Source organism: Tengunoibacter tsumagoiensis (assembly GCF_003967535.1).
Lineage (GTDB): Bacteria > Chloroflexota > Ktedonobacteria > Ktedonobacterales > Ktedonobacteraceae > Tengunoibacter > Tengunoibacter tsumagoiensis.
On the sequence record NZ_BIFR01000001.1, the window covers coordinates 1496994 to 1523927 of the forward strand.

The 26934-nt window shown below is 48.0% G+C and carries 25 protein-coding genes; 9 read left to right on the top strand and 16 right to left on the bottom strand.

Annotated features, from left to right (window positions below; translation table 11 throughout):
• The first annotated feature begins 228 nt into the window (after positions 1 to 228).
• From EL628_RS05910 to EL628_RS05930, 5 genes are all read left to right on the top strand, one after another.
• Entirely contained in the window at positions 229 to 456 is a 228-nt protein-coding gene (locus EL628_RS05910) for a helix-turn-helix transcriptional regulator (protein ID WP_126579049.1), read from the top strand.
• Positions 457 to 657: 201 nt separating this feature from the next.
• The gene (locus EL628_RS05915) at positions 658 to 1599 is read left to right on the top strand and encodes a hypothetical protein (protein WP_126579050.1); all 942 of its coding nucleotides are present in this window, start codon (positions 658 to 660) and stop codon (positions 1597 to 1599) included.
• Positions 1600 to 1684: 85 nt separating this feature from the next.
• Positions 1685 to 2296, top strand: coding sequence for a TetR/AcrR family transcriptional regulator (locus EL628_RS05920; RefSeq protein WP_161975299.1), 612 nt, complete (start codon positions 1685 to 1687; stop codon positions 2294 to 2296).
• An 81-nt stretch (positions 2297 to 2377) separates the two neighbouring features.
• Positions 2378 to 3160, top strand: coding sequence for an ABC transporter ATP-binding protein (locus tag EL628_RS05925; RefSeq protein ID WP_126579052.1), 783 nt, complete (start codon positions 2378 to 2380; stop codon positions 3158 to 3160).
• A complete protein-coding gene (locus EL628_RS05930; RefSeq protein WP_126579053.1) occupies positions 3157 to 4350 on the top strand; it encodes an ABC transporter permease in 1194 nt (397 codons plus the stop codon). The genes EL628_RS05925 and EL628_RS05930 overlap by 4 nt, the downstream gene beginning before the upstream one ends.
• Before the next feature lie 98 nt (positions 4351 to 4448).
• Here EL628_RS05930 and EL628_RS05935 read toward each other — a convergent pair whose 3' ends face one another.
• Together EL628_RS05935 and EL628_RS05940 are read right to left on the bottom strand one after the other, a co-directional pair.
• The gene (locus EL628_RS05935) at positions 4449 to 4904 is read right to left on the bottom strand and encodes an SRPBCC family protein (protein WP_126579054.1); all 456 of its coding nucleotides are present in this window, start codon (positions 4902 to 4904) and stop codon (positions 4449 to 4451) included.
• Between the two features lie 240 nt (positions 4905 to 5144).
• Entirely contained in the window at positions 5145 to 6047 is a 903-nt protein-coding gene (locus tag EL628_RS05940; protein WP_161975300.1) for a Yip1 family protein, read from the bottom strand.
• A 429-nt stretch (positions 6048 to 6476) separates the two neighbouring features.
• Here EL628_RS05940 and EL628_RS05945 point away from each other — a divergent pair, with 429 nt between their 5' ends.
• Positions 6477 to 7931, top strand: a complete 1455-nt coding sequence (locus EL628_RS05945; RefSeq protein ID WP_126579056.1) for a glycosyltransferase family protein — start codon at positions 6477 to 6479, stop codon at positions 7929 to 7931.
• A gap of 312 nt (positions 7932 to 8243) precedes the next feature.
• Positions 8244 to 9680, top strand: a complete 1437-nt coding sequence (locus EL628_RS05950) for a glycosyltransferase family protein (RefSeq protein ID WP_126579057.1) — start codon at positions 8244 to 8246, stop codon at positions 9678 to 9680.
• 165 nt (positions 9681 to 9845) lie between these two features.
• Here EL628_RS05950 and EL628_RS05955 read toward each other — a convergent pair whose 3' ends face one another.
• The 11 genes from EL628_RS05955 to EL628_RS06005 all read right to left on the bottom strand — a co-directional run bounded on the left by EL628_RS05955 (position 9846) and on the right by EL628_RS06005 (position 21773).
• Positions 9846 to 11540, bottom strand: coding sequence for an MptA/MptB family glycosyltransferase (locus EL628_RS05955; RefSeq protein ID WP_126579058.1), 1695 nt, complete (start codon positions 11538 to 11540; stop codon positions 9846 to 9848).
• Positions 11541 to 11710: 170 nt separating this feature from the next.
• Complete coding sequence (locus EL628_RS05960; protein WP_126579059.1) at positions 11711 to 12133, bottom strand: hypothetical protein; 423 nt, start codon at positions 12131 to 12133, stop codon at positions 11711 to 11713.
• Positions 12134 to 12192: 59 nt separating this feature from the next.
• Complete coding sequence (locus EL628_RS05965) at positions 12193 to 12795, bottom strand: DUF2087 domain-containing protein (RefSeq protein WP_126579060.1); 603 nt, start codon at positions 12793 to 12795, stop codon at positions 12193 to 12195.
• Between the two features lie 302 nt (positions 12796 to 13097).
• Entirely contained in the window at positions 13098 to 14615 is a 1518-nt protein-coding gene (locus tag EL628_RS05970) for a catalase (protein WP_126579061.1), read from the bottom strand.
• Positions 14616 to 14941: 326 nt separating this feature from the next.
• A complete protein-coding gene (locus EL628_RS05975; protein WP_126579062.1) occupies positions 14942 to 15709 on the bottom strand; it encodes an SDR family oxidoreductase in 768 nt (255 codons plus the stop codon).
• Positions 15710 to 15763: 54 nt separating this feature from the next.
• Entirely contained in the window at positions 15764 to 16855 is a 1092-nt protein-coding gene (locus EL628_RS05980; protein WP_126579063.1) for a Gfo/Idh/MocA family protein, read from the bottom strand.
• A gap of 91 nt (positions 16856 to 16946) precedes the next feature.
• On the bottom strand, positions 16947 to 17600 hold the full coding sequence (locus tag EL628_RS05985) for a response regulator (RefSeq protein ID WP_126579064.1): 654 nt from the start codon (positions 17598 to 17600) through the stop codon (positions 16947 to 16949).
• 41 nt (positions 17601 to 17641) lie between these two features.
• A complete protein-coding gene (locus tag EL628_RS05990) occupies positions 17642 to 19099 on the bottom strand; it encodes a sensor histidine kinase (RefSeq protein ID WP_126579065.1) in 1458 nt (485 codons plus the stop codon).
• 148 nt (positions 19100 to 19247) lie between these two features.
• On the bottom strand, positions 19248 to 20174 hold the full coding sequence (locus EL628_RS05995) for an ABC transporter ATP-binding protein (RefSeq protein ID WP_126579066.1): 927 nt from the start codon (positions 20172 to 20174) through the stop codon (positions 19248 to 19250).
• An 84-nt stretch (positions 20175 to 20258) separates the two neighbouring features.
• On the bottom strand, positions 20259 to 21065 hold the full coding sequence (locus EL628_RS06000) for an ABC transporter permease (protein WP_126579067.1): 807 nt from the start codon (positions 21063 to 21065) through the stop codon (positions 20259 to 20261).
• A 3-nt stretch (positions 21066 to 21068) separates the two neighbouring features.
• Positions 21069 to 21773 carry a hypothetical protein gene (locus tag EL628_RS06005; RefSeq protein ID WP_126579068.1) on the bottom strand — a complete coding sequence of 235 codons (705 nt, stop codon included), beginning with the start codon at positions 21771 to 21773 and terminating at the stop codon, positions 21069 to 21071.
• Positions 21774 to 22043: 270 nt separating this feature from the next.
• Between EL628_RS06005 and EL628_RS06010 the strand changes: the two genes are divergently transcribed.
• Entirely contained in the window at positions 22044 to 22247 is a 204-nt protein-coding gene (locus EL628_RS06010) for a hypothetical protein (RefSeq protein WP_126579069.1), read from the top strand.
• A gap of 156 nt (positions 22248 to 22403) precedes the next feature.
• Here the strand turns inward: EL628_RS06010 and leuD are convergent, their stop codons facing one another.
• From leuD to EL628_RS06025, 3 genes are all read right to left on the bottom strand, one after another.
• Positions 22404 to 23048, bottom strand: coding sequence for a 3-isopropylmalate dehydratase small subunit (gene leuD / locus EL628_RS06015; RefSeq protein ID WP_126579070.1), 645 nt, complete (start codon positions 23046 to 23048; stop codon positions 22404 to 22406).
• Between the two features lie 21 nt (positions 23049 to 23069).
• Complete coding sequence (gene leuC / locus EL628_RS06020; protein ID WP_126579071.1) at positions 23070 to 24476, bottom strand: 3-isopropylmalate dehydratase large subunit; 1407 nt, start codon at positions 24474 to 24476, stop codon at positions 23070 to 23072.
• A gap of 267 nt (positions 24477 to 24743) precedes the next feature.
• Positions 24744 to 26156 carry an amino acid permease gene (locus tag EL628_RS06025; RefSeq protein ID WP_126579072.1) on the bottom strand — a complete coding sequence of 471 codons (1413 nt, stop codon included), beginning with the start codon at positions 26154 to 26156 and terminating at the stop codon, positions 24744 to 24746.
• Between the two features lie 260 nt (positions 26157 to 26416).
• Here EL628_RS06025 and EL628_RS06030 point away from each other — a divergent pair, with 260 nt between their 5' ends.
• Positions 26417 to 26806 (top strand): hypothetical protein, encoded by a 390-nt coding sequence (locus tag EL628_RS06030; protein WP_126579073.1) that lies wholly within the window; start codon positions 26417 to 26419, stop codon positions 26804 to 26806.
• Positions 26807 to 26934: the final 128 nt, after the last annotated feature.

A 26934-nucleotide genomic window follows, 5' to 3' on the forward strand; every position in this document is an offset into this window, starting at 1 on the left:
AAAAATACGATGCTCCGTATTGAATATGGCTGCTGGTGAGGAGCGGGTTCATTGATAGATACAAGATATATTTGAGACAAAAATTGGCACCTGTTTCACTAGACAACAGTATGTATCATCTGGTATCCTGTCTCTGTGGATAGTTGTGTTAACATAACTTAGTGCTATATTTCTCCAGCAGCGTGGCTTGAGAATAGTTGGTAAGGACTACCTCGAAGGAGAGGGATTATGAAAATGATGAATGCTAAGGCCAGGTCTACTAGACCTCATGGCATTCCAAAGCTGCGTGTTTTACGGCAACGGAGAGGGTTAAGCCTGGGTCAACTGGCCGATCTGTCAGGTCTGCGACGTGATACCATTACCCACTTTGAAGCTGGACGTGAAGAACCGCAACCTTATCACTTGCGTATTCTTGCACGCGTACTTGGCGTAGCAACCTTTGATCTCGTATCATAACGGGACTGTTTTTTATCAGGGCATCTGCAAAGATGCCCTGTGTTTTTGTGTGTAGAGATAGACCTGCTCTGGATCGTCGCATTTCATAAGACCCCATTTCTCCTATTTATTGGTAATGCTCTTCTCTTTAGCGTAAGCTGTAAGAGAATAATTCGGGTTATAAGAGTAAGAAAATAGCTTAGGAGTAATAGAGAGAGGGTCATGATGGCTTGTCAGTATTGTCAAAGAGGATCTGTTGAACAGGGCGAGATCTGTCCATTTTGCGGGCTGCCTTTTTTCGAGAAGCTGAAGCAGGAAGACAAAAGTGATCATAGTGAGGAAGGACAGATAGACGCTATCCCGCAACTCTCATTTGATGAACATCTCCTGGATCAGACAAATTCACTGACGCGCCCAGAAACGGGTCAGGTCTCTCTAGGGCCATTGGCCTCTTCCCTCTCATCTCAAATCCCTGCCCTCTATCAGTCGATCCCTTTGCCACCTGAGCAGACTGAACACCAGAATACACTTGCCCTCCAACTTGTTCCAGAGCATATTTTAGAACAGTTACAGCCTGTTGAGCAGCCGGAGATTGTCTATATTCGTCCTGATTATCCAGCGTTGCGACCATTGATTCCGCGCTATCGGATTATCAGCGGGCTACTTAGCATACTGATTGTAAGTATTTTTCTCTGTGCCGGGACCAGCTATTATGTAAAGACAAGTGGGCTTCTGGACCGCGCTGGACAGTTTCTCTGGGGACAGAAACTTCAGAGCGTGAATGCCGTTGCACCCCAACTGCCGGACCCGCCAACTCCCTCAACGGGGGATTTTGGCGCTCCTGAGGTGAGAGCGATCATTCCTTCCGTTGCGATCTCTGCTCGTGTAGATAGATTGAATCTTCCAATTAAAGTTGATACGGTCTTTAAACCAGATCAAGAGCTCTACCTTACCTGTAATGTTCAGCCACCAGCGGGCGGCGGCATAGTGATGGCTAAATGGTATATCAATGGTCATTTCTTTAAAAGCTCGGAATTGATCAACGTTCCCGTAGCTCGAAATCTGGCCATCCCAATGCTTTATCTTACTCCAGCCGAAGGCTATGTTGAGCTTTATTGGAATATGCAATTGGTGCAACGTCTTTACTTTGTTGTACGCGCCTGAGACTTGACAGGCTCCGCTTATTTCACTACAATTTAATTAATCAAACAATTAATTAGATAGCATCTATAGAATGAGAGGAAGCGAGATGGCGAGAACCCCTAAAATAGTCGAGGATCGTAGAGAGCAGATTCTGGATGCTGCCCTGCGTGTCTTCGCCCATAAGGGATTTCATCGCGCGACCAATAAGGATATTGCGCGGGAGGCCGGGATTACAGCGGGGCTGATCTACCACTATTTTGACAATAAGGAGGCTGTCCTTACATCCCTGGTAGAGGAGCGCTCTCCTCTAGGCCTCCTGCGGTCTTTACCAACCGAGTTTTTTAGCTTACCGCCAGAACGCTTCTTTCGCTTATTAATTACACAGATCCTGGCATTTGTGGAAAGCGAACAATTTACACAGATTATTCGCATCTTTTTGCCAGAGCTTATTTACAGCACAGAACTTGCCTCACTGGTCGCCAGCACCTTTCTGCAAGCCACAGCCTTTCCAGAGAAATATATTGCAGCCAGGGTTGCGACTGGAGAACTACGTCAGGTTGATCCAACGATCAGTGCACAGATACTGATTAGCTGTATTGTGGGGATGGTCCTGCGACGCCAGATCTTACGCGATCCCGTTATGCTGTCCTATAGTCAAGAGCAACTGGTTGAAGCTATTGTATCGACGGCCTGCCAGAGTATGTTTCCTCTACCATGATCAGGCAGGTCGCTTTTTTTTAGGCCATTTATTAATTGATTGATTAGTTAATACCTGTTAGAAGACAAGGAGGTTTAGTCTATGAGCGAGATCCATGAGAGCCCTCAAGAGCGGATTGAGAGGGAGGCAGAGAAGCCAATGGTTGTGATTGAGCACCTGGGAAAGCAGTTTGGCAAGTTGCGGGTTGTCGATGATCTGACAATGACGATTAGAGAGGGTGAGACGTTTGGTCTGATCGGTCCGAATGGATCGGGGAAGACAACGCTCATTCGGATGCTTGTGGGATTAACCCGGCCAGATAGTGGGAGCATCACAATTATGGGCCTGCGCCAGTCGGATGCGAGGATTGCAGCTACGATGGGGTATATGACACAGTCCAGTGCTCTGTACACCGACCTGACTGCACAGGAGAACATGCAGTTTTTTTGTGACATTTATGGCCTGCGTGGCAGAGAGCAACGTTTGCGTATTCATGAGATGTTAGAGCGGGTCGATTTGGCCGATCGTGCCGCTTCGATTGTCGGAACATTTAGCGGGGGTATGAAGCAGAGACTCTCTCTTGCCTGTGCGCTGGTTCACAAGCCGCGTCTGGTTCTACTGGATGAGCCTACAGTCGGCGTAGACCCGGAATTGCGGCGTTCATTCTGGGATTATTTTGCTCAGCTAAATCAAGAGGGAGTTACTATTATTGTCTCAACCCACCACCTTGATGAGGCTGCTCGCTGTACACGATTAGGGTTGCTACGATTTGGGCGCTTGTTAGCGCAAGATGAGCCAGAGACATTGCTGCGTCTGTCAGGAAAAGCCACCATGGAAGATGCGTTTCTCTATTTTGCCAGTCGTCAACAGGAGGTGCAGGCATGAACGGTAGAAGGATTGCAGCTCTTTCCCTACGAATTATTCGCCAGATTTTACGTGACAAGCGGACGTTAGCGTTAATTCTCTTTGTGCCAATTCTTATTATGACCATTCTTTATCTGGTGCTTACTAACACGAATAGTGTTCATACATTGGCTCTGGTCCGCCCTACCGGGAGTGGAAGCGAACAGACAAACACCTTATTAGATTCGTTCTTACCAGCTAAAGACAAACTTCACGTTATCTCTATCCAGGCGGATCAGGTTGAGAGTACCTTAAAAAAAGGTGATGCTGATGCAGCCCTGATCTTTCCAGACGATTTTGGGCAGCAGATTGCTAATGGTAAGCAGCCAACTGTGCAGATTACCTTAGAAGGTTCAGATCCAACAGTAGCCAGTGGATTGCGGGATATCACAGAAGCGCTGGCTCATCAGCTCAATATTGCTCTTGCAATCAGCACATTCACCAGCACTTCTGCACATGCTGGTCCTGGTCAGCAGCCACCAGCCAATGGCCCGGTGCAGCCCATCTCACCGAGTAGTATCTCAGTCTTTCATATTCAGGAGCCGCAGTATCTCTATGGAGGAGCCGAATATACATTCAACGATTCATTGGCACCGGCATTTATTGGGCTCTTCTCTTTCTTCTTTGTCTTTCTGTTGACCTCGGTAGCTTTTTTACGTGAACGAACGCAGGGGACATTGGAGCGTGTCCTGGTCTCACCGCTCAAACGGACGGAACTCGTATTGGGATATGTGGCAGGTTTCCTCCTCTTTGCGCTTATCCAATCGCTGCTTATACTTCTGTTTGTTGTCTTTGCTTTGCGCATTCATTATAGTGGTAACCTTGCCCTGGTCTTCTTAGTTTCGCTCCTCTTAACCATTGGAAGCGTCAACCTGGGCATTTTCTTATCAACATTTGCGCGTAACGAATTTCAGATCATTCAGTTTGTGCCACTCGTCTTTGGAATCCAGGTGCTTTTGTCAGGTATTCTCTGGCCTGTTGGCCAGCTACCTCAGGTTCTGCGCTTGATCTCCTATCTGCTACCATTGACATATGCCAATGATGCGCTGAGAAGCGTCATGCTCAAAGGGTATAGTTTTAGCGAGATAGGTAATCAGCTAGGAGCTCTCTGTCTTTTTGCGTTATTGATGATCTTCTTGAGCGCTGTTGTAACAAGACAGGAGAAGATCTAGCTCAGCATCCAGTGTAGAGAAATTGGAGGAGCGAACAAGCCCACTCTGTCGCGAGCGATAGAGTGGGCTTGTTGCGAATTGGGAGGAGAGAACAAGATCTAGGCCAGAGCAAGAACCTGTTTCTCAAAGCTTTTGAAGAAGTGATCGAGAGCGCCTTTAACAGCACCTTTGAGGATGAACTCTGGGGTAGCAGCAATTTTGCCAGACAGTTCGGCATGTGCGCTATAGCTGAGCAGAGTGCTACCATCAGCCTCTTGGGTTAGATCGATGGGACAGCGAGCAACGACAGAGCCAACGGAGCTGGAGGGGGATGCCGTCAACACCAGGTGGCTGGGTGGAGTTACTTCAGTAGTCTGTAGATCAATGCGGTATGGGCCTTTGAAACCAGGGACGCCAGTGGTTACCGTAAAGCTGGTGTGTTTGCCATTGGCATCCTCAAATGTCTCAGCACCTTCACAACCAGGAATACTGTTCTTTAACACATCTTGATTGAGTAAACCCTGAAATACTTGCTCCCGAGAAGCTTTAATTTTCTGGCTACCAGTAATTTCCATTGTCTCTAATCCCTTCTGCGGTCGAATTATCAATTATATGTTCGTACTTTATCTATCAGGAAGGAGGCCTTTCTCATAGAAGACGAGCAAAAAATCGCAGTTAATAAGAAGAAATGTATCCTTCTTATGCCGATAGTATAGGGGACAATGTGGGTTCAACTCAATGGATGAGTATTTAAGTACTAGTGAGGGGGCATCATACATTTTTGAAAATGTGTGATGCCTTCGCCCTTGTAGGGATTAGTAGGTGGTCGAATGCGGTAAATGTGACATCAACGCAAACAAGAAGACAAAGAGGATCACAACAAGAACAATTGCAAGCAGAATGCCGATGCCAACGGGAATTAAGACAACCGCCGTCGCCTTACCACCACTTAGACGATGGGTTGATTGAATCTGGAAGACATTCAAAACAATGGTATAAATGCTAATGGGGAACGAAATGGCCGAGACCAGCAGCGTACCGGCAATAGGGATAAAAGCAAACAGCAATGAAGCGATTGCTACAACCAGGCTTGTTGGCACCGTATAGAGCAAGGTTGCATAACTCTGTACCAGGAATGTCCCCTGTCCTTTAAACGCCTTAGCAATTAAGTAATAAATGCCAACGGAGGCAAAGAAACCGAGTGGAATGAGAAAAATGAATGCAATGGCTTCGATAATGCCAAAGAATGCACCCATTCCAAACAGAGACGCTGGGGAACTGACAGAGTGTGTGATAAAGAGTGTATCAAATGTCGTTCTAATTGAATAGGTGATGCCATATAAGACACTGGAAACAAGCGCGTAGATGAGTAATTGCACCCAGACAATATCCCAACTGGCTTTGCGTAGCTCGCCATCGAATGTGCGGGCTGAAGGATGAAAGAGGATGCGAGCATACTGTTTTGGCAGTTGCTTCAGAGCGACACCCAGGGGGAGAGGCGTCAATGGGATCTGTGCATTAGGATCATATTCATTCCCATTGAACACCCTTCCAGCTGTGGATTGAGGCGGAATGTTATAGCCATAGTTACTTTGAGGTGAAGCATAGGAAGCACCAGTTCCACCCGGAGTGGGTGCTTGCTGGTAAGGATTTTGTGGCGTCTCATAAGGATTTTGTACTTTATCCTCAGAATTGGGCAGCTGTGGATCTTGTGACATACACATCTCCTATTGAAAAAGATCGATACAAAATGCTTTCTATAAAAACAAAGCAATAAAGAAAAAGCTTGAATACCATATGTGAACGTTTGCATAGCTCTCTATAGTATAGCGTATTTTCATCTGAAATCTCCACTATACCAGTGGCTCGTTTGCCCCCTCTTATTAGACTCTTCGATGAAGAATTATCCTGAATTGAAAACCCCTGCCAAAAGTCTCATTAGGTTTGCCTATGCGTTTAGATGTGGTATATATAAATGTATATTGTTTAGGCTATTTTACATAACTGCTCAAACCTATACAGTCTCAGCTAGAGAAAATCTCTGTAATCTCTCCATACGGAGTGTAACTATCAGGTGTATTTCATATGATAAAGCAGATGCATATTGACATGATTGGATCATAGCATCTGAGAGGAAACAATTGAAAATGGGTCTTAAGAAAAAGAAACAGTATCTTCCTTATTTGTTCCTTGTGTTTGATCTCCTTGTTGTAGTATTGATGGGGCGGCTCCTTTTAGGAGATACAAATAAGTATCAGGATCCCTGGAATGATGCTGGGCGTTATCGCTGTTATATGGCGGCTTTCTGGCATGGTGAAACGGCAGCCACGCAGATCGGTGATCAGTGTTCATGGATTACGACCTTTGGTCAACATAAGCCCATGAATACACAGCTCCGTCTTATCTCTTTTATGAAGGCGGCACATTTTCCTGCTTCCGTCGTTACGTATTTTTCATCACAATCACCAACACAAGCTTTCCATGATCTGCCACAGGAATACCCATTGCTGGTTGTCGTTCCTCTATCCCTTGGACTTCTTGGTGATTCTAGTAGTTATGAACAAACATTTGCCTATTTTGTGATTGCCTTAACAATCGTTATCTACTTTCTGCTGGTTCATTGGCGTTCACGTGCCAGCGCCCTGGCCTTTGCGCTCTATATGATTGTAGGTACAGAATGGCTGTTGGGGATAAGATTTGATATTTATCCCGCTTTCTGTACTTTTTTAGCCGTCGTTTTAGCAAGTTATAAGCGCTGGAACTGGTCTTTTGCGCTTCTTGCAGTCGCAACATTGTTAAAGTTCTATCCAGTGTTGCTCTTAATCCCTTTTCTGCTTGCGCAGCAGAGAGAGCTATCTAGCAAAAAGTGGTTGACGTGGAAACGTTGGCAACCAATGATTGTGTATTGTGGCATCTGCGCTTTTGTGATGGGGGTCTCCCTCGTACTCTATATCACAGGGACTCTGGCTCCGTTTGGCTTCTTTAGCAATCGTCCAATTCAGGTAGAGTCTTGCGCTTCATCAGTCGTCTGGCTCTGGAATGCAGTTCAGCATCATACCAATGTACTTGCTTATAGAAATACCTTTGGATCGCTCAACATATTTGGGCCACACACAAGCATTGTATCGAAATTAGATACCTATGTCATGGTTGGTGGAATTGCTTTTGTTACCTGGTTGCAATGGAGACGAAAGATCGATCTGGCGAAGGCCACTCTGTTTCTGCTCCTCGTGATCATAGTTACTGGCAAGGTGTTTAGTCCCCAATACCTGATCTGGATTTTTCCATTGGTCGCTTATGTAGGTGGCACCAATCGCTGGTGGATTGGCACATGGCTTGCGATTGGTTTCCTCACTACCTGGATCTTTCCCTACATTTATGCTTCGGCCCCTGGATTGGAGGCGGTTCCATTGATGCCGCTCTTCTTCCCAGTGACAATTGCACGGAATATGTTGCTGATAGTTTTTGTGGCGACCAGTCTTGGGTATTATGCGGTACAGCGCCCTGAAAAGTTGGCTGTCCTCACCACTTCTCAGAATGTAAAGGACCTTCTGAAAGTTGAACCTCAAATAACAGCTTCAACTGAACTGGTTGTCTCTTAAAGTGGTGTATTCGCAGAATACAGAAAGCATTTGAAGGGCTGTATCATTGTGATACAGTCCTTTCTTTTTGCGGTTTTTTGTTTTCCAGGCATAACACTAGCCAAAAGGATAAAAAGGTTGCCCCGGAAAACTTAAATGATGTATATAAATATACAGCTTGTTGATGACGTGTTCTGGTACAAAATTTTTTTTGTCTTACTGCCATATATACATAAACACTATGCTTAACCTCTTTTAATTTTCCGAACACAGTAAACGTCATTATGTGTGCACAAAAGGAATAGAGCATGGCTTTTGAAAGGATCATTCAATATGAGAATTGCTCCCCCAAAACGGTATCTTCGTTTTCTCTTCATTGCCCTTGATCTTTTGATCATTGTTTTAATGGTCCGTGTCTTATTTGGAGATAGTAATAAATATCAGGATTGGGGCAATGACGCGTCTCGCTATCAATGTTACGCTCTCGCTTTTGTGCATGGTGAGAAAGCTGCGACGGATCTTGGCAATCAATGTGCGTTTCTTGTGAATGTTGATCCCCAACAGTTGACCTATCCGCAGGCGCGAATTATTCGTATCATGCAAAAAGTTCATGTGCCTTCCGCTATCGTTGCGTACTTTTCTGCTCAATCTACCAGCCGCCGTTTTCATGATCTTCCTCATGAATATCCCATGCTTGTGCTTATTCCACTGACCTTTGGTCTCCTGGGTACAGCTAATAACTATCAGGTAACCTTTTCCTATTTTGAGATTGCGATCTGTATTCTGATTTATCTTGCGCTTGTACGTTGGAGATCCCGATCATCAGCTATTGCCTTTGCGCTTCTCATGAGTATCGGTACCGAATGGGTTGTAGGAGCACGCTTTGACATCTACCCTGCGGCTTTAACATTATTTGCGGTTATGCTGGCTGCCTATAAAAAGTGGAATTGGGCCTTTGTGCTCCTTGCTTTTGCTACATTGTTGAAATTCTATCCAGTTCTCCTCTTACTCCCATTTTTATTGAGTCAGCAGCGGGAAGTCCAGGTAAAATGGTCTGCCTGGAAGCGTTGGCAACCTCTGGCTATCTATTGTGTCATCTGTGCATGTGTTATGGCTGTCTCCTTCTTGCTCTATGCGGAAGGAACAATTGCGCCCTTCACTTATTTTGGGAATCGACCGATCCAGGTTGAATCATTGGCCGCCTCGGTGGCCTGGTTACAGAATGTGTATCATCATTCGACGGGGCAGGTCTACTTTGCTCTGACCTTTGGTTCACTCAATATGTATGGCCCACATACCACGCTTGTCTCACGCCTTGATACCTATGCAATGGTGGCTGGTATTCTCTATACGTTGTGGCTGCAATGGCGTTATAAGATCGACCTTGCGACCTCTACGCTCTTAATCTTGTTAGTTATTATTGTCACTGGTAAGGTTTTCAGCCCTCAATACTTAATCTGGATTCTTCCATTGGTCGCCTATGTTGGCGCGTCAAACTCCTGGTGGTTGGGCACCTGGACGGTGATTGGGTATCTAACGACCTGGATCTTCCCTTATATCTATTGGATGGAGCCTCATTTTGAATGGGTTCCGTTGGGGCCATTGTTCTTTCCAGTAACGATTGCGCGTAACTTTTTGTTTGCTGGCTTTACTTTAGCTTGCTTAGTCGCCTATAGCTTCCGTAAACCACTTCAACAGGTCAGGCCTCTTTTTAGAAAGAGCTTGCCGCTTCAGGAAGAGGTGCCTGCTCCCGAAGCTATTGGTGTTTAATAAGCGCTTAGTGAGTCCAGACAGAAGAGGCCATCTTCCATTGTTGAAGATGGCCTCTTCTGTCTCTTTAAAATTCGGTATGATGCATGTCTTTTTGTGAGGACTTGAATCTCGCATCATCTAAGATCAGAGTTCTGTCAGATCAGTGTAAGGTTGAATGTTTTGTTAGCTTTGCTCTTCCTGTAGATGGAGCTTTGCCACAGGAAAACAGAGGCTCAGGAGACTAATGAGCACCGGAGCAATAAATGCAGCCAGGCCACAAAAGAACAGCCAATTAAAAAATGGAGCTTTCTGACCATGGAGCTCAGTAAGAATCGGTGTATAATAGAGAGAGATAACCCCAAGCGAAAACAGTATCACAAACACAAATAAAGCTCGTGCAATACGACTCGCCCTTACTGGTAAACAGAGAACAATCAATCCAACAAGGATGGTTGGATACCAGGCAAAGAACCAGGTTGTGAAAAGTTGAAAGACTGCAAAAAGGGCTACAACGATGAGCAGAATCGCTCTTATGTTCTGTGATCGCCAGAGAATAAAGACCCCTAGAAGGCCTACGACCCCCATCCCTATCATCATATCAGTGCTCCAAAATTTCTGTTCAACCAGAAAGTGAAGCGTAGGAGATAATGGATACTCTCCATTCCAGCCATAGAGCACGTACAGTAGGCAGTTAAGGACCTGATTGGCAAAAGGAGAGGATGTAAAACTGTAGGCGATCTCTGCCAGGCTGTGCCCAATCCAGAATGGGAGGTAGCATGCAATAATCGTCGCCCCTGCTAATAGACTGGCGCAACATAGCGTAAGAATAGCATGCCCCCACTGATAACGTCTGTTCGTCACTGAAATTTTCGCACGCAGCACTTTATAAAAGAGGGCAATGATGAAAAATGCAAGCAGGGCCAGGGCGGTGAACTTAACGAGAACTGCCAGGCTAAAGGCTACTATTGGGAGAGCATACGCACGAAATCTCCTGGCATCCGTATCAGCCTTCAATGTGTGGATAGAGAAGAGTACTCCTAGCAACACAAAAGTGAGCATAAGAATGTCGTTATGTGCTCCTATGCAGCCTTCTAGCACAGTCAATGGATTGCAAGCATAGAGGAATGCACTCAGGGCAATAGTACGCAAAGAACGCCCTAGCGCCCGCATAATGAGCATGACCAGAAGTGTATTTAAAAAATACATCGCAATCGCAAATAAGCGAAAGATATGGACAAATCCCGGGCCAGTATTTCCTGCCAGACGAGCTAAGGCAGCCGAAATAATAGTCCAGACCGGACCATAAATGGTGGTTGTATTCTTCCAGTAAACATAGACATAGGCAGGGTCATTGGGGAATGCCGTAGGCGTTACAAAGTAAGGATTGGCATGGTGAATGCCTAACAATCTTCCATAAATAGTATAGGAATAAATATCGCCTGATAGCATTCCTGGTGTGTAAAAAGCGATGAGTGCAGAACATATAACCAGTACCCAGATGGCTGCGATAAGGCCAGCCGCATAGCGTTTTGACGAGGGTGAAAAATGAATACAAAGTGCGCACAAACCATAGAAGAGAAAGGCTGTTGCCATAAGAAGAAGTAATTGAAAATAGGCCGTATGATATTGGGATAGATAAGTGGATGGCATCAAGTGCCAGTCTGTCCCCATCCATTTTCCAGACTGTAGGAGCTTTCTCTGAATCCGTGATGCCGGACCTCCGCCAAGCGATAAACTCTGAGCAAGAGCTGCAATAGGCGTGATATTTAAGATTAAGCTATAAAGATAAGCTCCAGCGAACAGACACAAAATACAGCTTAAGATAAGTGTCGTTTTCTGCTTATGTGGAAGTTTCTCTTGTTCTTCATCATTAGTCATAGAGTGATCTGATGGTAAGGAAACTAGTGTATCTTTCCTCAAAGGAGTATATCCTCTCCAATAGTCAATACAACTGTACAAATCTAGAGCATGACGAGCATCGTCAGGGGCTCTCTCACAACAAATAAAAAGTTTATTGTGAGAAAATTATTTCAACACACAACATCTCATTATAAAGCAGTACGATTTGAGGAGCCACAATTCTCCTTTTTTAGTAGGATAATAAGACCATTGCCTAGATCTTCCATCACCATGAGTCTCTGTAGGGGGTCACCAGTATAGACACGAGGGCTGATCTGTAAGCCAATCTTGTGCAGAAACTCCAGGCTGGCCCAATCATTGAAAAAGCATGAGAGCCATTCATCATTCGGTACCTGGCCCTGTAGGGTCTCCTGTGAGACATTGGCCTGCTTAACAATGACACTGGTTGGAAGTGTCTGTACAGTGGATGCTACTTGAAAGCGATAGACCTGTGAACGCTTGCTGCCACCCAGATCTTCTCCCTGAATCAATTTGAGCGGGACATTAAAGGTTTCACACAAGAGCTGTTCGGCGGTAGCCGTTAGAAGTGGTGGAGGTTGTATTTGCATCATGCACCAGTTTCTACTGTATGTTCACAACAGTTTTCATGACCTGATTTCTCTAGCTACTCCTATGAAGATGGGGAGGATGGAGTTGAACTTTCTTCTACGGCGCGCCGCCAGTATTGTCCATTTTCGCGCTGCAAGAAGTTTTCTTTTTCACTGATGAGTTCACGTCGCAGCAAGGCGCTATCGGGATGATATCGCTTAAGAATGGCGTTCACTTCGGCTTCAGTGTAGATCACTCCATAGTCGAACTGATTGGCCAGCCACTTAAGAATCACTATCCGTTTTTTTCGGCTGGATGGAATCTCTTTTAATTGCATGCCATCAAAAAAGTCTTTGAGGACCTTGCGCTCCCAGGCATCACCATTGACATCATCAACCAGTGCGGAAACGCTCTCGGGCGTCAGTATATATCTGTTTGTCTGTCGCAATGTTTCGGTGTTGAGCCAGTAGTAGTGAGTGTTTTTATCTGAACGCATACCAACCAGTTCGAGCTCTTTTAATCTGGCAAGATGATGCGAGACAGTCGGAGCACGAAGTTGTAGAAGTGCAGCCAGCTCTTCGACACTCCGCTCTCCAGTGGCTAGAATGCCCAACAATTTGAGCCGATTCTCATCCGCCAGCACTTTAAAAAAGTGTAACAGCTCTTGAAATGCTTCCTGGGTCATTCCTTTTTACCCTTCTCAATTCTAATTAGATTGTTGTCTAATTAGAATTGTATCTAAATGGAATTGGTTTGTCAAGTGTGGCTTTAAGCAAGTTGGTGTTATATGTGGATGGGATAGCATTGATAGCCAACAACGAGGGTCAGAGAGCATCTGATAGTGCATTGACAGATGCTCTCTGACCCTCGTTGTTGATAAACGATGCAAGATAGACCCTTACAGATAAGGCCCATCTTGCACCCTTAATGATAGACCAGCAAGTTGTCGTTCCCTATGAACAACTCAATGGTTAGTTTGAAAGGTTGCTAGTCTCTGCTGGTAACGGCTGTCTTTACGGAGATGCCGATTCCCTGGGCAACGCGAGCCCCATATTCGGTATCGCACTGGCTCAGGTGGTTGACCATACGCTCCTGAATGTCAGGATTGCATTTTTTCAGATTTGTGACCAGATTGTTGATCAGCTCATCGCGCTCCCAATCCTGGAAGCTACGATAGCGCTCACCAGCCTGTTTATAAGGATTTTTGCGATCAATGGCCTGACGTCCTACTTTGCCACTGACCTCAGGTGTATAGTCCTTACCGGCGCGTGGAGCCTCTTGTAGGCCATGACGTGAGCTAGGCTCATAGTTGATATGAGGATTTTCGCCCTCGGCAACACCATCAACGTAGTAGGCCATATTGCCGTCGCGTTGATTGGTTGCGACATGATGTTTAGGATGGTTGACAGGCAACTGTAGATAGTTGGTCCCAACACGATAGCGCTGTGTATCTGAGTAGGAGAACGTGCGGCCCTGAAGCATCTTGTCGTCCGAGAACTCAAGACCATCAACCAGCACACCTGTTCCGAAAGCTGACTGCTCAACTTCAGCAAAGAAGTTCTCAGGATTCTTATTGAGCGTCATTTTGCCAACGGGGAGCATCGGGAACTGATCCTCAGGCCAGAGCTTGGTGTCATCCAGTGGATCAAAGTCGAGCTCGGGATGCTCATCGTCAGACATTATCTGGACGCGCAACTCCCAGGAGGGATATTCGCCCCGCTCGATGGCATCATACAGATCCTGGGTCGCATGGTTGAAGTTTGTGGCCTGGATTGCGTTGGCCTGCTCCTGAGTGAGATTCTTCACGCCCTGATCGGGAATCCAGTGATATTTGATCAAGACAGCTTCGCCATTGGCATTCACCCATTTATAGGTATTGACGCCTGCACCTTCCATATGGCGGTAGTCAGCGGGGATACCCCAGGGGCTGAAGAGCCAGGTAACCATATGCATAGCCTCTGGCGTCAGGCTAACAAAATCAAACTGTCGATTAGGATCTTGACGATTTGTCACTGGATCTGGCTTAAAGGAATGAATAAAATCAGGGAACTTAATCGCATCGCGAATGAAGAAGACCTTCAAGTTGTTGCCAACCAGATCCCAGTTCCCGTCTTCGGTGTAGAACTTGACGGCAAAGCCACGTGGATCGCGAAGAGTTTCAGGCGAATGCCCACCGTGAATGACGGTTGAGAAACGAATGAAGACTGGTGTGCGTTTGCCTTTTTCTTGAAATAATTTGGCGCGAGTGAACTTGCTGATGGGTTGATCACCAACTGTTCCATAGGCCTCGAAATAGCCATGGGCTCCTGTACCACGGGCATGGACAACACGCTCAGGCACTCGTTCGCGATCAAAATGTGCGATCTTCTCAAGGAACTGATAGTTTTCCAGGGTTGCTGGTCCACGATCGCCAACTGAACGAAGATTCTGATTATCATACACTGGATGCCCCTGGCGGGTTGTCAGAATTGGCTGTTCCTGTTTATTCTCTTCCTGATTACTCATAAGGATCCTTTCATCATTACTGGCTGGCCCTTTACACCTCTACACACAAACACCTTGGGCCTTTCATGTTTTTCAAATGCACCGTCAAATTGCACTGTCAAAAGACAGAATATGCATAGCGACAACATGAATAAGTAATACCTATACAAAATTATATGAGATACACACAAACATGTCAAAAAGAATTCTTATATGAAGATGCTTTTTGTGTATACACATACGTAAAATCCTTACTCTGGCTAATCCAACCAGGCTCAGCTATTTTTTGATCCTCTGCCATCATGTCTGTATTGCCTACTCTAGCATTTGTATAGGATCAGGCCCTTCTAGTTGTGTGCGAGAAGAGATTCTAGCGTGCCTCCAATGACAATCGTCTGCCCCGTTGGCAGGGTATGATCGTAGGCGGCCACAGCGATTGCTGTCCCCATGTCAGTTGCTGTAGGTAGATTGCCAATTGAAGCGGTGCGGCTCTGAGCCAGGCCCGGTGCAGCTCGCTCTAATAGTTTGGGGGTAATCGTTCCTTCAATCAAGTCGCCTGTCACAACGGCCAGGCGAATGCCACGCTGTGTGAGCTCCGGGAGTCGGGCGCGGATAGCCTGTTCACCTGCATACTTGGAGGCGGCAACCTGCTCATAGTTGGGGATCTGCGAGATGCGGCCATAGAGATGAGCCCAATGGCTCGTGACAAAGACAAGGCTGCTACCAGCAACCATGGAGGGCAGGAGAAGCTCTAACAGGCCAATCTGAGCTTCATGATTGATCTGCATAGGATAATCAGGATTCTGAGCCAGGGCTTCGCGCTCCATACCGCCTGAGGCATTGAGCACCAGAGCGTTCAGGTGACCGGCCCATTGGTGCACCGTCTCTGCCAGTTTAGCTCGATCGCTTGCACTGGTAATATCGCTGGCAACGGCCAGCCCACGAACACCACGTTGGGTAAGTTGGGAGACAACGTCGTTCGCACGCGCCCCTTTATTGCGATACGTAATGATACAGTCATAGCCTTGTTCGGCAAGTGCCAGAGCTGTAGCTGCACCAATACCGCGTGATCCACCTGTTACCAGAGCCACCTTTGAATACGTTGTCTCTTCCATTAGTTGGGTTTCTCCATACACAAAAATATAAAAGATACTGATAGAATTGAGTGGTTAAGCCTCGACGACAACCTCTCGACCCTGTAGAGCTGAAGTATAACAGGCGTCTATGACGCGTGCCCGTCGCAGGCCTTCGCTGCCATTAAAGCGCGACCAGTTGCCACTGAGGATATTCTCCACAAATTTATCAACGACCGCAACGTGGAAATTTCCGCCGCTGGTGCGTGGGGAGATATCGGCAGGCACTCCTGCGATATCGGTGTAAATATGGAGGGCATTCTCGGTGGTATAGTTCTTGACGCGGATCTCAGCGCCACCCTCAGTGCCATAAAGCACGACTCCATAGTCGTCTTGAGCACTGCTGTGGGTGGCCCAGCTGGTCTCTAGCAGCAATGTCCCACCAGTTGAGAGGCGGATGAAAGCGGAGGCCAGATCCTCAACTTCATACGCGCTGCCGACACCAGACTTACGCTCGCTGATATTGATGCCAACGCCTCGCGTCCCCAATTCATTATAAGTGGATGCGCTTACCGTCAGAATCGAGGGTTCGCCCAGTAAGAAGAGGGCCATGTCCAGCACATGAACGCCAAGGTCAATCAGTGGGCCGCCACCAGCAGTATTTTTGTTAACAAACCAGGTTCCTGCTCCTGGAATACCACGCCGGCGCATCCAGTATGCTTTCGCATAATAAATATTCCCCAGTTTGCCTTCATCAATATAGCGTTTTAAGGTCTGGACATCTGTACGCTCGCGGTGATTAAAAATGACCTGTAGGACACGATTGGCTCTGGTAGCTGCCTCAACCATTGTTTCGGCCTCAGCGCTGGTACGAGCCAGTGGTTTCTCACAGAGAACATGTAAGCCACGCTCAAAAGCTGCCAGTGCAATTGGAGCATGCAAATGATTTGGTACACCAATACTGACGGCATCCAGATCGTCACGCTGCAGCAGATCTTTATAGGAAAGATAGCTATTGGCGATTGCATATGTCTTGCTAAGATACTCCAGGCGATCCTCTTCCAGGCCCGCTAGAGCAACAACTTCAACGTTGGGATTCTTTTTAAATCCTTTTAGAGAGGCCTCGCCTGCAAAACCTACCCCGATAATCCCTACCCGGATTTTTTCCTGGTTTAATGCACTATTCATTGAGAAAGGTACTCCTTACCTATGATGGAGACATAGTTCATCGACATAGATGACTTCATAGATGAGTTGTACCATATTTTTTCTCTGCAAGCTAGTCTCTTCTGACAAGCCCTTGTTGCCAGGCGTAGACGGCGGCCTGCGTTCGATCGAGCATATGTAGCTTGCCTAAAATATTGCTGACATGTCCTTTGACGGTCTTCTCACTGATGATTAGCTTCTCCGCTATGGCTGCATTTGCCAGGCCATCGGCAATCAGCCGCAAGACCTCTATCTCTCGTTCGCTGAGCTCTAGAAAGGGGTTGGGGGCATCTTTTCGTACTCCTCGAATCTCCTGAACAACACGAGCCGCTACACGGGGATGCAAAAATGATTCACCTGCTGCTGCTTTACGCACTGTCTCTGCCAGTTCGCTCGGGCTGATCTCTTTGAGAACATAGGAGAGGGCGCCAGCTCGCAGGGCTGGAAAGATATATTCATCCTCATGGTAAGAAGTTAAGACAATAATCTGAGAATGAGGGCTGGCGAGTTTTGCGCGGCGCGTTGTTTCTACTCCATCGATGCCTGGCATGACAAGATCCATGAGGATGACATCGGGCACATATTCTGCTGCTAACTTGACGGCAACTTCTCCATTATCGGCCTCGGCTACTACTGTAATATCGGGCTGAATTTCCAGGAAGGCTCGTACTCCCTGTCGCACAATGGCATGATCATCCACGATGAGCACTGTAATGTTCTCTGGCATGAGTATCTTCTTTCATCTTCTTCTGATGTTTCATCAGAGCATTATTTCCCGTATACATGAATGGTATCCTTAATGGGCTGATTCTGGATATGAATGCTGGTTCCTTTGCCAATTGCGCTCTCGATGACGATCTCTCCACCGAGAGAATGCATCCGTTCTTGCATGGACAATAATCCGACCCCTCGTCCGTGATGAGATGTGAGATCAAAGCCCCGACCATTATCGCAAATAAAAAGTTCGATCTGTTCCTCACAGAGCAGGCGGATCTGGACCAGCGACGCCTGGCTATGGCGAGCAATATTTGAGAGTGCCTCCTGTGTGATGCGAAAATAGGCCTCTTCCAGTGGTTGAGGGATCACCTGCCGCCCCTCAACTGTGACTTCTACCCCAATACCGTTCTGCGAGCTCCATGCGGAGGCAAGATCCTGTAACGCTCTTGGAAGCCCTTTCTCTTCCAGTGCGACTGGTCGGAGCTCGCGTATAAGTGTACTGAGCTCCTGTTGTGCCTGTCTTACCAATGTTTCAGCCTCATCCAGATGCTGTTCGGCTGATTTGCTGCTATGGGGTAGCAGCGCCCTGGCTGTGCTTACTTGCATAGAGATGGCAAAGACCTGTTGCTTGACGCTATCATGAAGGTCCCGCGCCAGGCGATTGCGCTCCTCTAACATGGCAATCTCCTGTCTGGCCTGTAACAGATTTTGCAACTGACCTGCCATGAGATTGAGCTGCCGTGCTAATTGTCCCAGCTCATCTCCAGAAACGTCTTGCACGAACACAGAGAAGTCTCCCTGGCTCCATTTGTCTACTGCGACAAAGAGGCGTTTAAAACGACGAACAAAGCCGCGGGCAGTAAAAAAACCAAAGACCGTTCCAATGACTCCTGTCGCAAAGAGCAAGAAGATAAAGCTAATCAGGACTGCATAGACAACAAGTGGGAAACGATCAAATAAAAAGCTCACGGGAAGTTGAATATGACGAGCGTCGATGAGCAGGGCTCCTTTGACCGGTTGTCCTGCATCGCTCTGAATGGCTGCCAGGATATAGGTATGTTCGCCTGCGGGATCTACCTCGCCTGACGGGATGACGCGCCCTGCTAACAGACTCCGAAGCTTCTGCTGAGTTGCACTGGGGAGAATTGCCTCTAGAGAGTCTGGTTTCTGAGCACCGACCGAGGCTACAATCTGTGCCTGAGCATTGACGGCCAGTACATAACCCTCATAGCTAATTGGCATGTTATGGCTGGTCGGCTGTAGATCAGTAAGTGACTGTGTAAGTTGATGCTGATCAAGTGTCTCAAATGAGGAGCCAAGTGTTCTGCCTTTTTGTGCCAGAAGATAGGCTAAAGATTGGGGGGCGTTGGCGTTCGCTGTCGCAAACGTGCTGATTCCCAGGCCCCCTTCAACGAACAATAAAGCGAGCAAAGTGATGAACGTATAAGATAAGGTGAGTTTCCACTGTAAGCGTCGAAAGTGGTTAAAGAAATGGAACCAGTGATGCATAACGAAACCTCGGTATGAGGGGAGAAAGCAACGATAACAATTAAAGCAGTTATAATGGATTATACCATACGAGAGACTGTACTCTTGCGCCTGCTACCTGTTGCTGGCCAGGAGGTAGCAGGCGCAAGACTATCTGTAAGACGGTATTCTACAAGGTGCTTGATGTGGCATAAGAATTGTTGCGGTGCGTGCTCATGAACCAGACGTAGCCATCTTCCAGCCCTGGTTCGGTCGCAACGATATTAGCGGATGGAATAGTCGGACTGAGACGATGCACCTCATGAGCGTCTCCCACAATGCGATATTGTATTGAATGGCCCATGTTTAGTGTCGAGATGACGGAGAATTCTCCCTGCGGCTTGCTGCCACTTGTTGTCACAATCCATGTCTTTTCACGGGTCTCCTCAAGCATCTGAGCAATGGTGCCCGAGAAGATGACCTGACCACTCTTCATCACAGCGATATTCTGGCAGGTCTGTGCAATATCTTCAACAATATGGGTAGAGAGGAGTACCGTTCTCTCACCGGCCAGATCCGAGAGCAGATTGCGGAAACGGATGCGCTCTTCAGGGTCCAGCCCTGCCGTTGGCTCATCTACAATCAGAAATTGTGGATCATTGAGCAGAGCCTGGGCAATACCTGCCCGGCGTTTCATACCACCCGAATATGTTTTTAATTTACGATTGGCTACGTCACTCAGTGCGACGGTCTCTAAGAGCTCTTCCACACGACGTCGACGAAATGTACGGTCATCAAGCCCCTTTAAGATCGCCACGTAATCCAGAAATTCGCGGGCACTGAGATCGGGGTAGACACCAAGATCCTGCGGTAGATAGCCCAATACCTGTTTGAGACCTGTACGACCCTTCTCTGTTGTGCCATCATAGGGTCCGATCTGTAGCGAACCGTTCGTAGAGTGCAGGATACCAGCGAGAATGCGCATCAGGGTCGTCTTTCCGGCTCCATTCGGTCCCAACAGACCAAACATGCCACCACCAATGGTAAGATTCAAATCACGTAAAGCATGGACGTTACCACGGTAGACTTTATTCAGGTTGTTGATCTCAATTTTCATGATTGTCTCTCTTTTCATTTGCTATTATTGTCGATAAGGAAACAGTTTTACAGTCGTTCGTAAACAGGATTGTCAGCTTCACGATCAGGCATGAGCCTGACGCCACTTTAAGAGTCCCCACAAAGCAATCTGTGCTACTACTGCTAATCCAAGCAGTAAGAGAATACTTTCAATGCCCTTCGCCAGAGTCGGGTCGGTAGCATAGTCGATCAGTCCATATGTTGGATTAAAGATGCCGCGCGCCGCATAGCCACCAATTGGTGTTAAGATTGTCCCGCTAATCGATGGAATGCCACGATGTGGATTGAGCAGATTGCCCCAGAACCAGTAGCCGGTGAAGAGAAACTGATACAGCGGTGCCCATATCGCTGCCGGGCAGGCAATCGAAAAAGAAGCCACAAAGCAGAGTCCTGGTAGCGTGATGGTTGCGAAGGCTGCAATCCCCCAGGGAATGACCAGCCAGGTGTGCAGATATCCACCGAGTAGTACCAGCCCCAGACAGTAGAAGAGGATCACTGGTATAATGGTTGCCAGCGTCGAGCCAAGGTACTTACCAGCGAGACGAGCACTCAATGCTGCGGGCAGCGTGGTTAAAATCTCATCAGTATGCTGCCGGCGTTCGCGAATGAAGCGATCGGTGAGCAGACAGCCAACTCCGATTGGAAGAAGGACATTCACAATACAGGCCCAGTCCACCACAATCTGTTCGACATTCGCTGAAGAGAAAGAGGAGAGGACCTTTGCGATTCCTCCCATCTTCGAGAAGACAAGAGCGATAATACCAGTCATAAACAGAGACATAATAATGAGGGTGACCCACATCGAGCGTCGGCGTATCTGCATCCAAAATTCATAGCGGGTGGCCCCGAACAGGACAGAGATCTGTTTCATGTTTTATTCCTCACTTGCACTCTTTAACAGGCCTTCGGTATTGTGGAGAATGAACCAGCTAACTACCAGAAGGACAAGTCCGGTGCCGAATACTTCAAGTCGATTAGTGAGCCAGAAGGTAATGTCTGGTTCTAAGGTCGTTGGGAAGAGAAAGATGGGCCTCAGCCAGTCTGTAGTGATCAGGATCTCCTTAAAAAAGGCCTCGGCAATCCAGATGACTGCAAGCAGACCACCAGCTGCGGTTGCACTACGAAACACGAGAGCCAGGCAGAGCCCCATCGCTACGAGCCAGCACAACGAGGCCAGCCAGCCTAATTGTCCCAGCAGGAAGGCCGTGATGGCAGGCCAGGTCTGGAGCTGTGTCGGTAGATAGCTAAGCTGCAAGACCTTTAGCATAAGGCTGAGCAAGAATGAGAGGAGAAGGGTCCAGAGGACAATCAGGCTCAGACGCAGTATGGTTGTTCGAGAGTAGAGACGTGGCATAGTCAATTGCAGCTCTAAGGCAGCATCCTTGCTTGCTATTGTAGCGACAATGACGCCAGCGGCCAGGGGTAAAAACATGTCTAGTATGCTGGATAGTAAGCGCGCGGGATTTTGCTGATTAATATGCATCGCTATCCCAATCAGGCTAAAGGCCAGGATAATGATTAAGGGTGTGAGCACAACGCGCCGACCCATCAAGCGTAGTTCATATCGTAAACGATCCATAGATGCTCCATTCTAATTTTTCGTTGACTGATCTTCATTTCGTCTCCCTCTTTAGCTTTATCTGCCAGAAGAGTGGGGACTGATCTTTACAGAAGTAAGAATACTAGAGAAGCACACTTTACTGATGCGACTATAGTCCTATTGCAGGCAGGTCTGGAGATGGGTTCCTGGATACGATACGGATGACCTTGAAGACGCAACCTTTTGGAAGGCTGTTTCGTACCTGTAGCAGAAGAAGAGAAAATGCGAAAGAGAGGAGGGCGAAGGAGTATGATGCGCTTATTCCGCCAACACTGTATTCTTTGTCATCGTTCGACGATGCAGCACTGTTCTTATTGTCATGAGCCGATCTGTGTCCGCTGCCGTACGGTTGATCGAGGACGGATCTATTGCAGCCCACGTCACCGCGATAGCGATTCAGGTCCTGGTCGATTGGCTCGCCTCTTTGAACGTTCACTTGGCTTACGATCATAATCGCCCGTAAGGTGTAGTTTGTTGTATGAGAGTGGGACAGGGCGGAGTGGGTGACAACGGCCATCATGAATGATGGGCCATTACATGTTCAGGCGATAAATCGCTTCTAACCGCGATTTATCGCCTGAACATATAAGGGGCTATTATGTGTGATGATTAATGAGCGCGCGCTGCTGTCTCTCCTTCGCTCTTGAAGAGCCAGGGAGCGCTCTGTTTACGAACGGCTTCATATGTAGAGATCTCATCATGGTGAGAGAGTGTCCAGCCGATGTTGTCGAGCCCCTGTAAGAGAGCCTGTTTACGGAATTGATCGATCTCAAAACGCAGGACACGGCCATCTGGCGTTGTGACAGTCTGAGCCTGAAGATCGACATCCAGCGTATAGCCCTCGTGAGAGACAATCTGATAGAGTAGCTCCTGTACTGTTGCCTCTGCCAATGTTACTGGCAGGATACCATTATTGAAGCAGTTATTGTAGAAGATATCAGCAAAGCTTGGAGCGATAACGCAGCGAAAACCATATTCGCGAATGGCCCAGGGAGCGTGCTCACGAGATGAGCCACAACCAAAATTATCGCCACTGACCAGGATACTGGCCCCTGCATAACGAGGCTGATTCAGCACAAAATCTGTGTTGGGAGTCTTCCCATCCACCTGGAAGCGCCAGTTTGCAAAGAGCGCATCGGCAAATCCAGTGCGTTTGATCGTTTTCAAGAAACGAGCGGGGATAATATCATCGGTATTGACGTTGGTGCGGTCCAGGGGAGCGACCAATCCACGGTGAGTAGTAAAAGCTTCCACGATACGATCTCCTCTCGTATGTTAGAGTTCACGAATATCAACGAAATGCCCAGCAATTGCGGCGGCAGCGGCCATGGCCGGACTGACGAGATGCGTGCGACCTCCACGCCCCTGGCGACCCTCGAAGTTACGATTGCTGGTCGAGGCACAGCGCTCACCCTCACTGAGACGATCTCCATTCATGGCAATGCACATGCTACAGCCAGCCTCACGCCATTCAAAGCCAGCCTCGCGGAAGAGATCGGCCAGACCCTCTTCCTCAGCTTGTCGGCTCACGCCCATCGACCCTGGTACCACAATGGCTCGCACTCCAGATGCCACGCGCTTCCCTTTAACATAGGGGGCAGCCAGACGAAGATCCTCTAAGCGAGAATTTGTGCAGGAGCCAATAAAGACCGTATCAATCTTAACATCTTCAATCTTTTGGCCGGCTTGCAGGCCCATATATTTGAGCGCCTGCTCATAACTTTTGCGAGCAAGAGGATCGCTCAAAGCTTCGGGATCAGGGATCGTAGCTTTGACGTCAGCAACCATCCCAGGATTGGTGCCCCAGGTTACCTGAGGTCCCAGATTATCGACATGGAGCTCATAGACGGCATCGAACTCTGCATCGGGATCGCTCGCCAGCTCCTTCCAGGCGGCCACGGCCTGTGCAAATTGCTCACCTTGAGGAGCATAGGGGCGGCCCTGGATATACGCGAACGTAATCTCATCGGGCGCGATCATCCCGGCTCGAGCCCCGGCCTCAATTGCCATATTGCAGAGGGTCATCCGTCCCTCCATTGAGAGATTGCGCACCGTTGAACCACTAAACTCAATCACATGGCCAGTGCCAACGCCCGTTCCAAATTTCCCAATCACGGCCAGTGCAACATCCTTTGCCGTCACACCAGGAGCAAGCGTCCCCTCAATGCGGATATTCATTGTTTTGGGCTTCTTCTGCAAGAGACACTGCGTTGCCAGCACATGTTCAACCTCACTGGTGCCAATGCCAATGGCGAAGACCCCTAATGCCCCATGGGTAGAGGTGTGGGAATCGCCACAGACCAGGGTCATACCGGGCAGCGTCAGGCCCAGTTCTGGTCCAATAATATGGACAATGCCCTGTTTGGCATCCTGCATATCGAAGAGGGTCACACCGAACTCACGGGCATTCTGCTCCATCGTCGTAATACAGAGGGTACTCTCTTGATCAACGACATCAAGCATGCGCCGACCAGTAACTGTGGGAACATTATGGTCAAGGACGGCTACAGTGGCATCGGGACGGCGGACAGTTCTTCCGGCAGCTTTCAATCCAGCGAAGGCCTGTGGTGAAGTGGCCTCATGGACGAGGTGGCGATCAATGTAGAGGATGGTCGATTCCCCAGGTACATCTCGCACAACATGGGCATCCCAGATCTTTTCAAACATCGTCTTCTTCGGCATAAGTCTCTTCTCCATTTTCCAAAGATGTCGTGTGTTACTGCTTATTGCTGCTCTCTTGCGCTCGCTTCACTGTTTCGTCACCTGGGAGGAAGGGAGACGTGGACTTTTCCATAGCCCGTATGCAGCGTTTACATTGCTGAATGCGCAAAGGAGAAGGAAGGCAAAATAGGTATACTTGCCTGTCATAATCTCATAGATAGAGTGATCTTTCAAGTCTCCATATGGAGATATGCGAGCTGTGCCTGTCCCTGGAGCGTGTTCACTCTCTCATTCTGTAAGCATCTCGAGTGAGCTATGCTTGCGGCTATAGACAAAGTAGATGATCAGCCCGAGCGCAAGCCAGATGATAAAGCGGATAATGGTGATGAGGGGGAGGCTAACGATCAATATCAGCGATGATATGATTGAGAGGATGGGAAGCCAGGGGACCAGAGGGACACGGAAGACGCGCCTGAGATCCGGTTGGGTTTTACGAAGAATAAGCACTCCGGCTGAGACCATCACAAAGGCCGCCAGGGTACCGATATTCGTCAGTTCGGCCACAACATCGATTGGTGTCAGGCCAGCTACCAGGGCCACAACAATGCCTACAACGATACTGGAGAGATAAGGTGTGTGGAAGCGATGATGAACATGAGAGAAGATGGGAGGGAGCAGTCTGTCGCGAGACATGGCGAAGAAGATACGGCTCTGCCCATAGAGGAGGACGATGAGAACGGTTGTCAGGCCACAGATAGCACCGACTGAGATGATCGAGCCGGCGGCATTCAGGCCCAGCAAGATTAACGCATGTGAGACTGGTGACGAGACATCCAACTGAGTGTAGGAGACCATCCCGGTGAGCACAAGTGTAACCAGAATATACAGGACCGTACAGACAAACAGGCTAATCAGAATTCCGATGGGAATATCTCGTGAGGGATTGCGAGCCTCCTCGGCTGAAGTGGAAACTTGATCAAAACCAATGTAAGCAAAGAAGATCACACTGGCCCCACGGAAGATCCCTCCGGCTCCAAAGGGCAGAAAGGGAGTCCAGTGAGCCGGGTTGATATGTCCAAAGCCCACAATCAGGAAGAAAATAATTACCACGAGCTTTAAGCCAACCATAATATTATTAAAGGTACTGCTCTCTGATGTGCCACGGATTAAAAGAATGGTCAAGAAGATGATAATGAGGACCGCAGGAAGATTCACAATACCCCCTGAGAAGGGCGAGGCCGTCAGCGCTTTAGGGAGGGTAATGCCCAGGGCGCTCTGCAAGAAATCAGTGACATAGCCAGACCAGCCAATACTGACTGCCGCAGCTCCAACAGCATATTCCAGGATAAGATCCCAGCCAATAATCCAGGCAATGAGCTCACCCAATGTCGCGTAAGAGTAGGTATAGGCGCTCCCTGCTACAGGAACCGTACTGGCAAATTCAGCATAACAGATGGCGGCTAGACCACTGACGATACCGGCTATCACAAACGAGAGAATCAGGCCTGGGCCAGCGTAACGAGCGGCGGCGACTCCTGTCAAGACAAAAATACCTGTTCCAACAATTGCCCCAATGCCCATCGCCGTAATACTCAAAGGGCCCAACGTCCGTTTAAGACTTTTGTCTGGCTCCTCTTCATGTTTGAGGATCAGATTAATAGGTTTGATACGCCAGGGACTGTGACGCTGGTTTTGATCCATGCTGGTACCCTCATGTCATGCTGAAAAAAACTGTACGATGAGAATGTCTGCCACTGTTGAAAAGACGTCTGTTCGTTGCAAACCGTTACACGTCTTCGACACGCTATGAAGATGAGCGCGATGCCCCCTTTCCAGCGGAAAAGATCAGGGAGAGATAGGCCATGCGAGCCCGGGAATCAAACTTTTTAGAGTGCGAAACGTACAAGAGGAGGAATGCAGAGAATATTGTATGCACTCGGTTCTTTGAGGAGGAATATTCTATGGGGGAGACTGATGGGCCATCCCAGGTGCACTATAGTGGGTATACTGGTGCACCAGAGTATGCACAGCCATATCAAGATCCTACTTATGGGCGTCAGAAGGCGGGTTATGATGACGCTTTTATGGATGATCTCGCAGCCCGTATTGCTCAGCGAACTTCGCAATCGAGCGGCGGGAAGATTTTTGCGGAGCCACGCAGAAAGAGCTCACCGGAGCCCGGGCAGCGTCTTGCCCTGGGAATTGTCTCCGTTGTAATGCTTGTACCTTTGTCTGCGATTATTCTGGCCGGTTTTCATGAAGCTGGTGGGATTGGTTCATTGATTGCTTTTGGCATGGCATGTCTGGCGATTTTTCTCATCAATGGCGTGTTCAATGGGACCTTTGACTAATGTGGAGCCTGCTCCCATCAGTCTCAGCCTGACCTCGATTGATTTATATGGGCATAATCCATTGAGTGAAGCAATGTACATACGGAGGGAGTTGAATAGCTTCCGTATCCGTATGTACATCGCGCCAC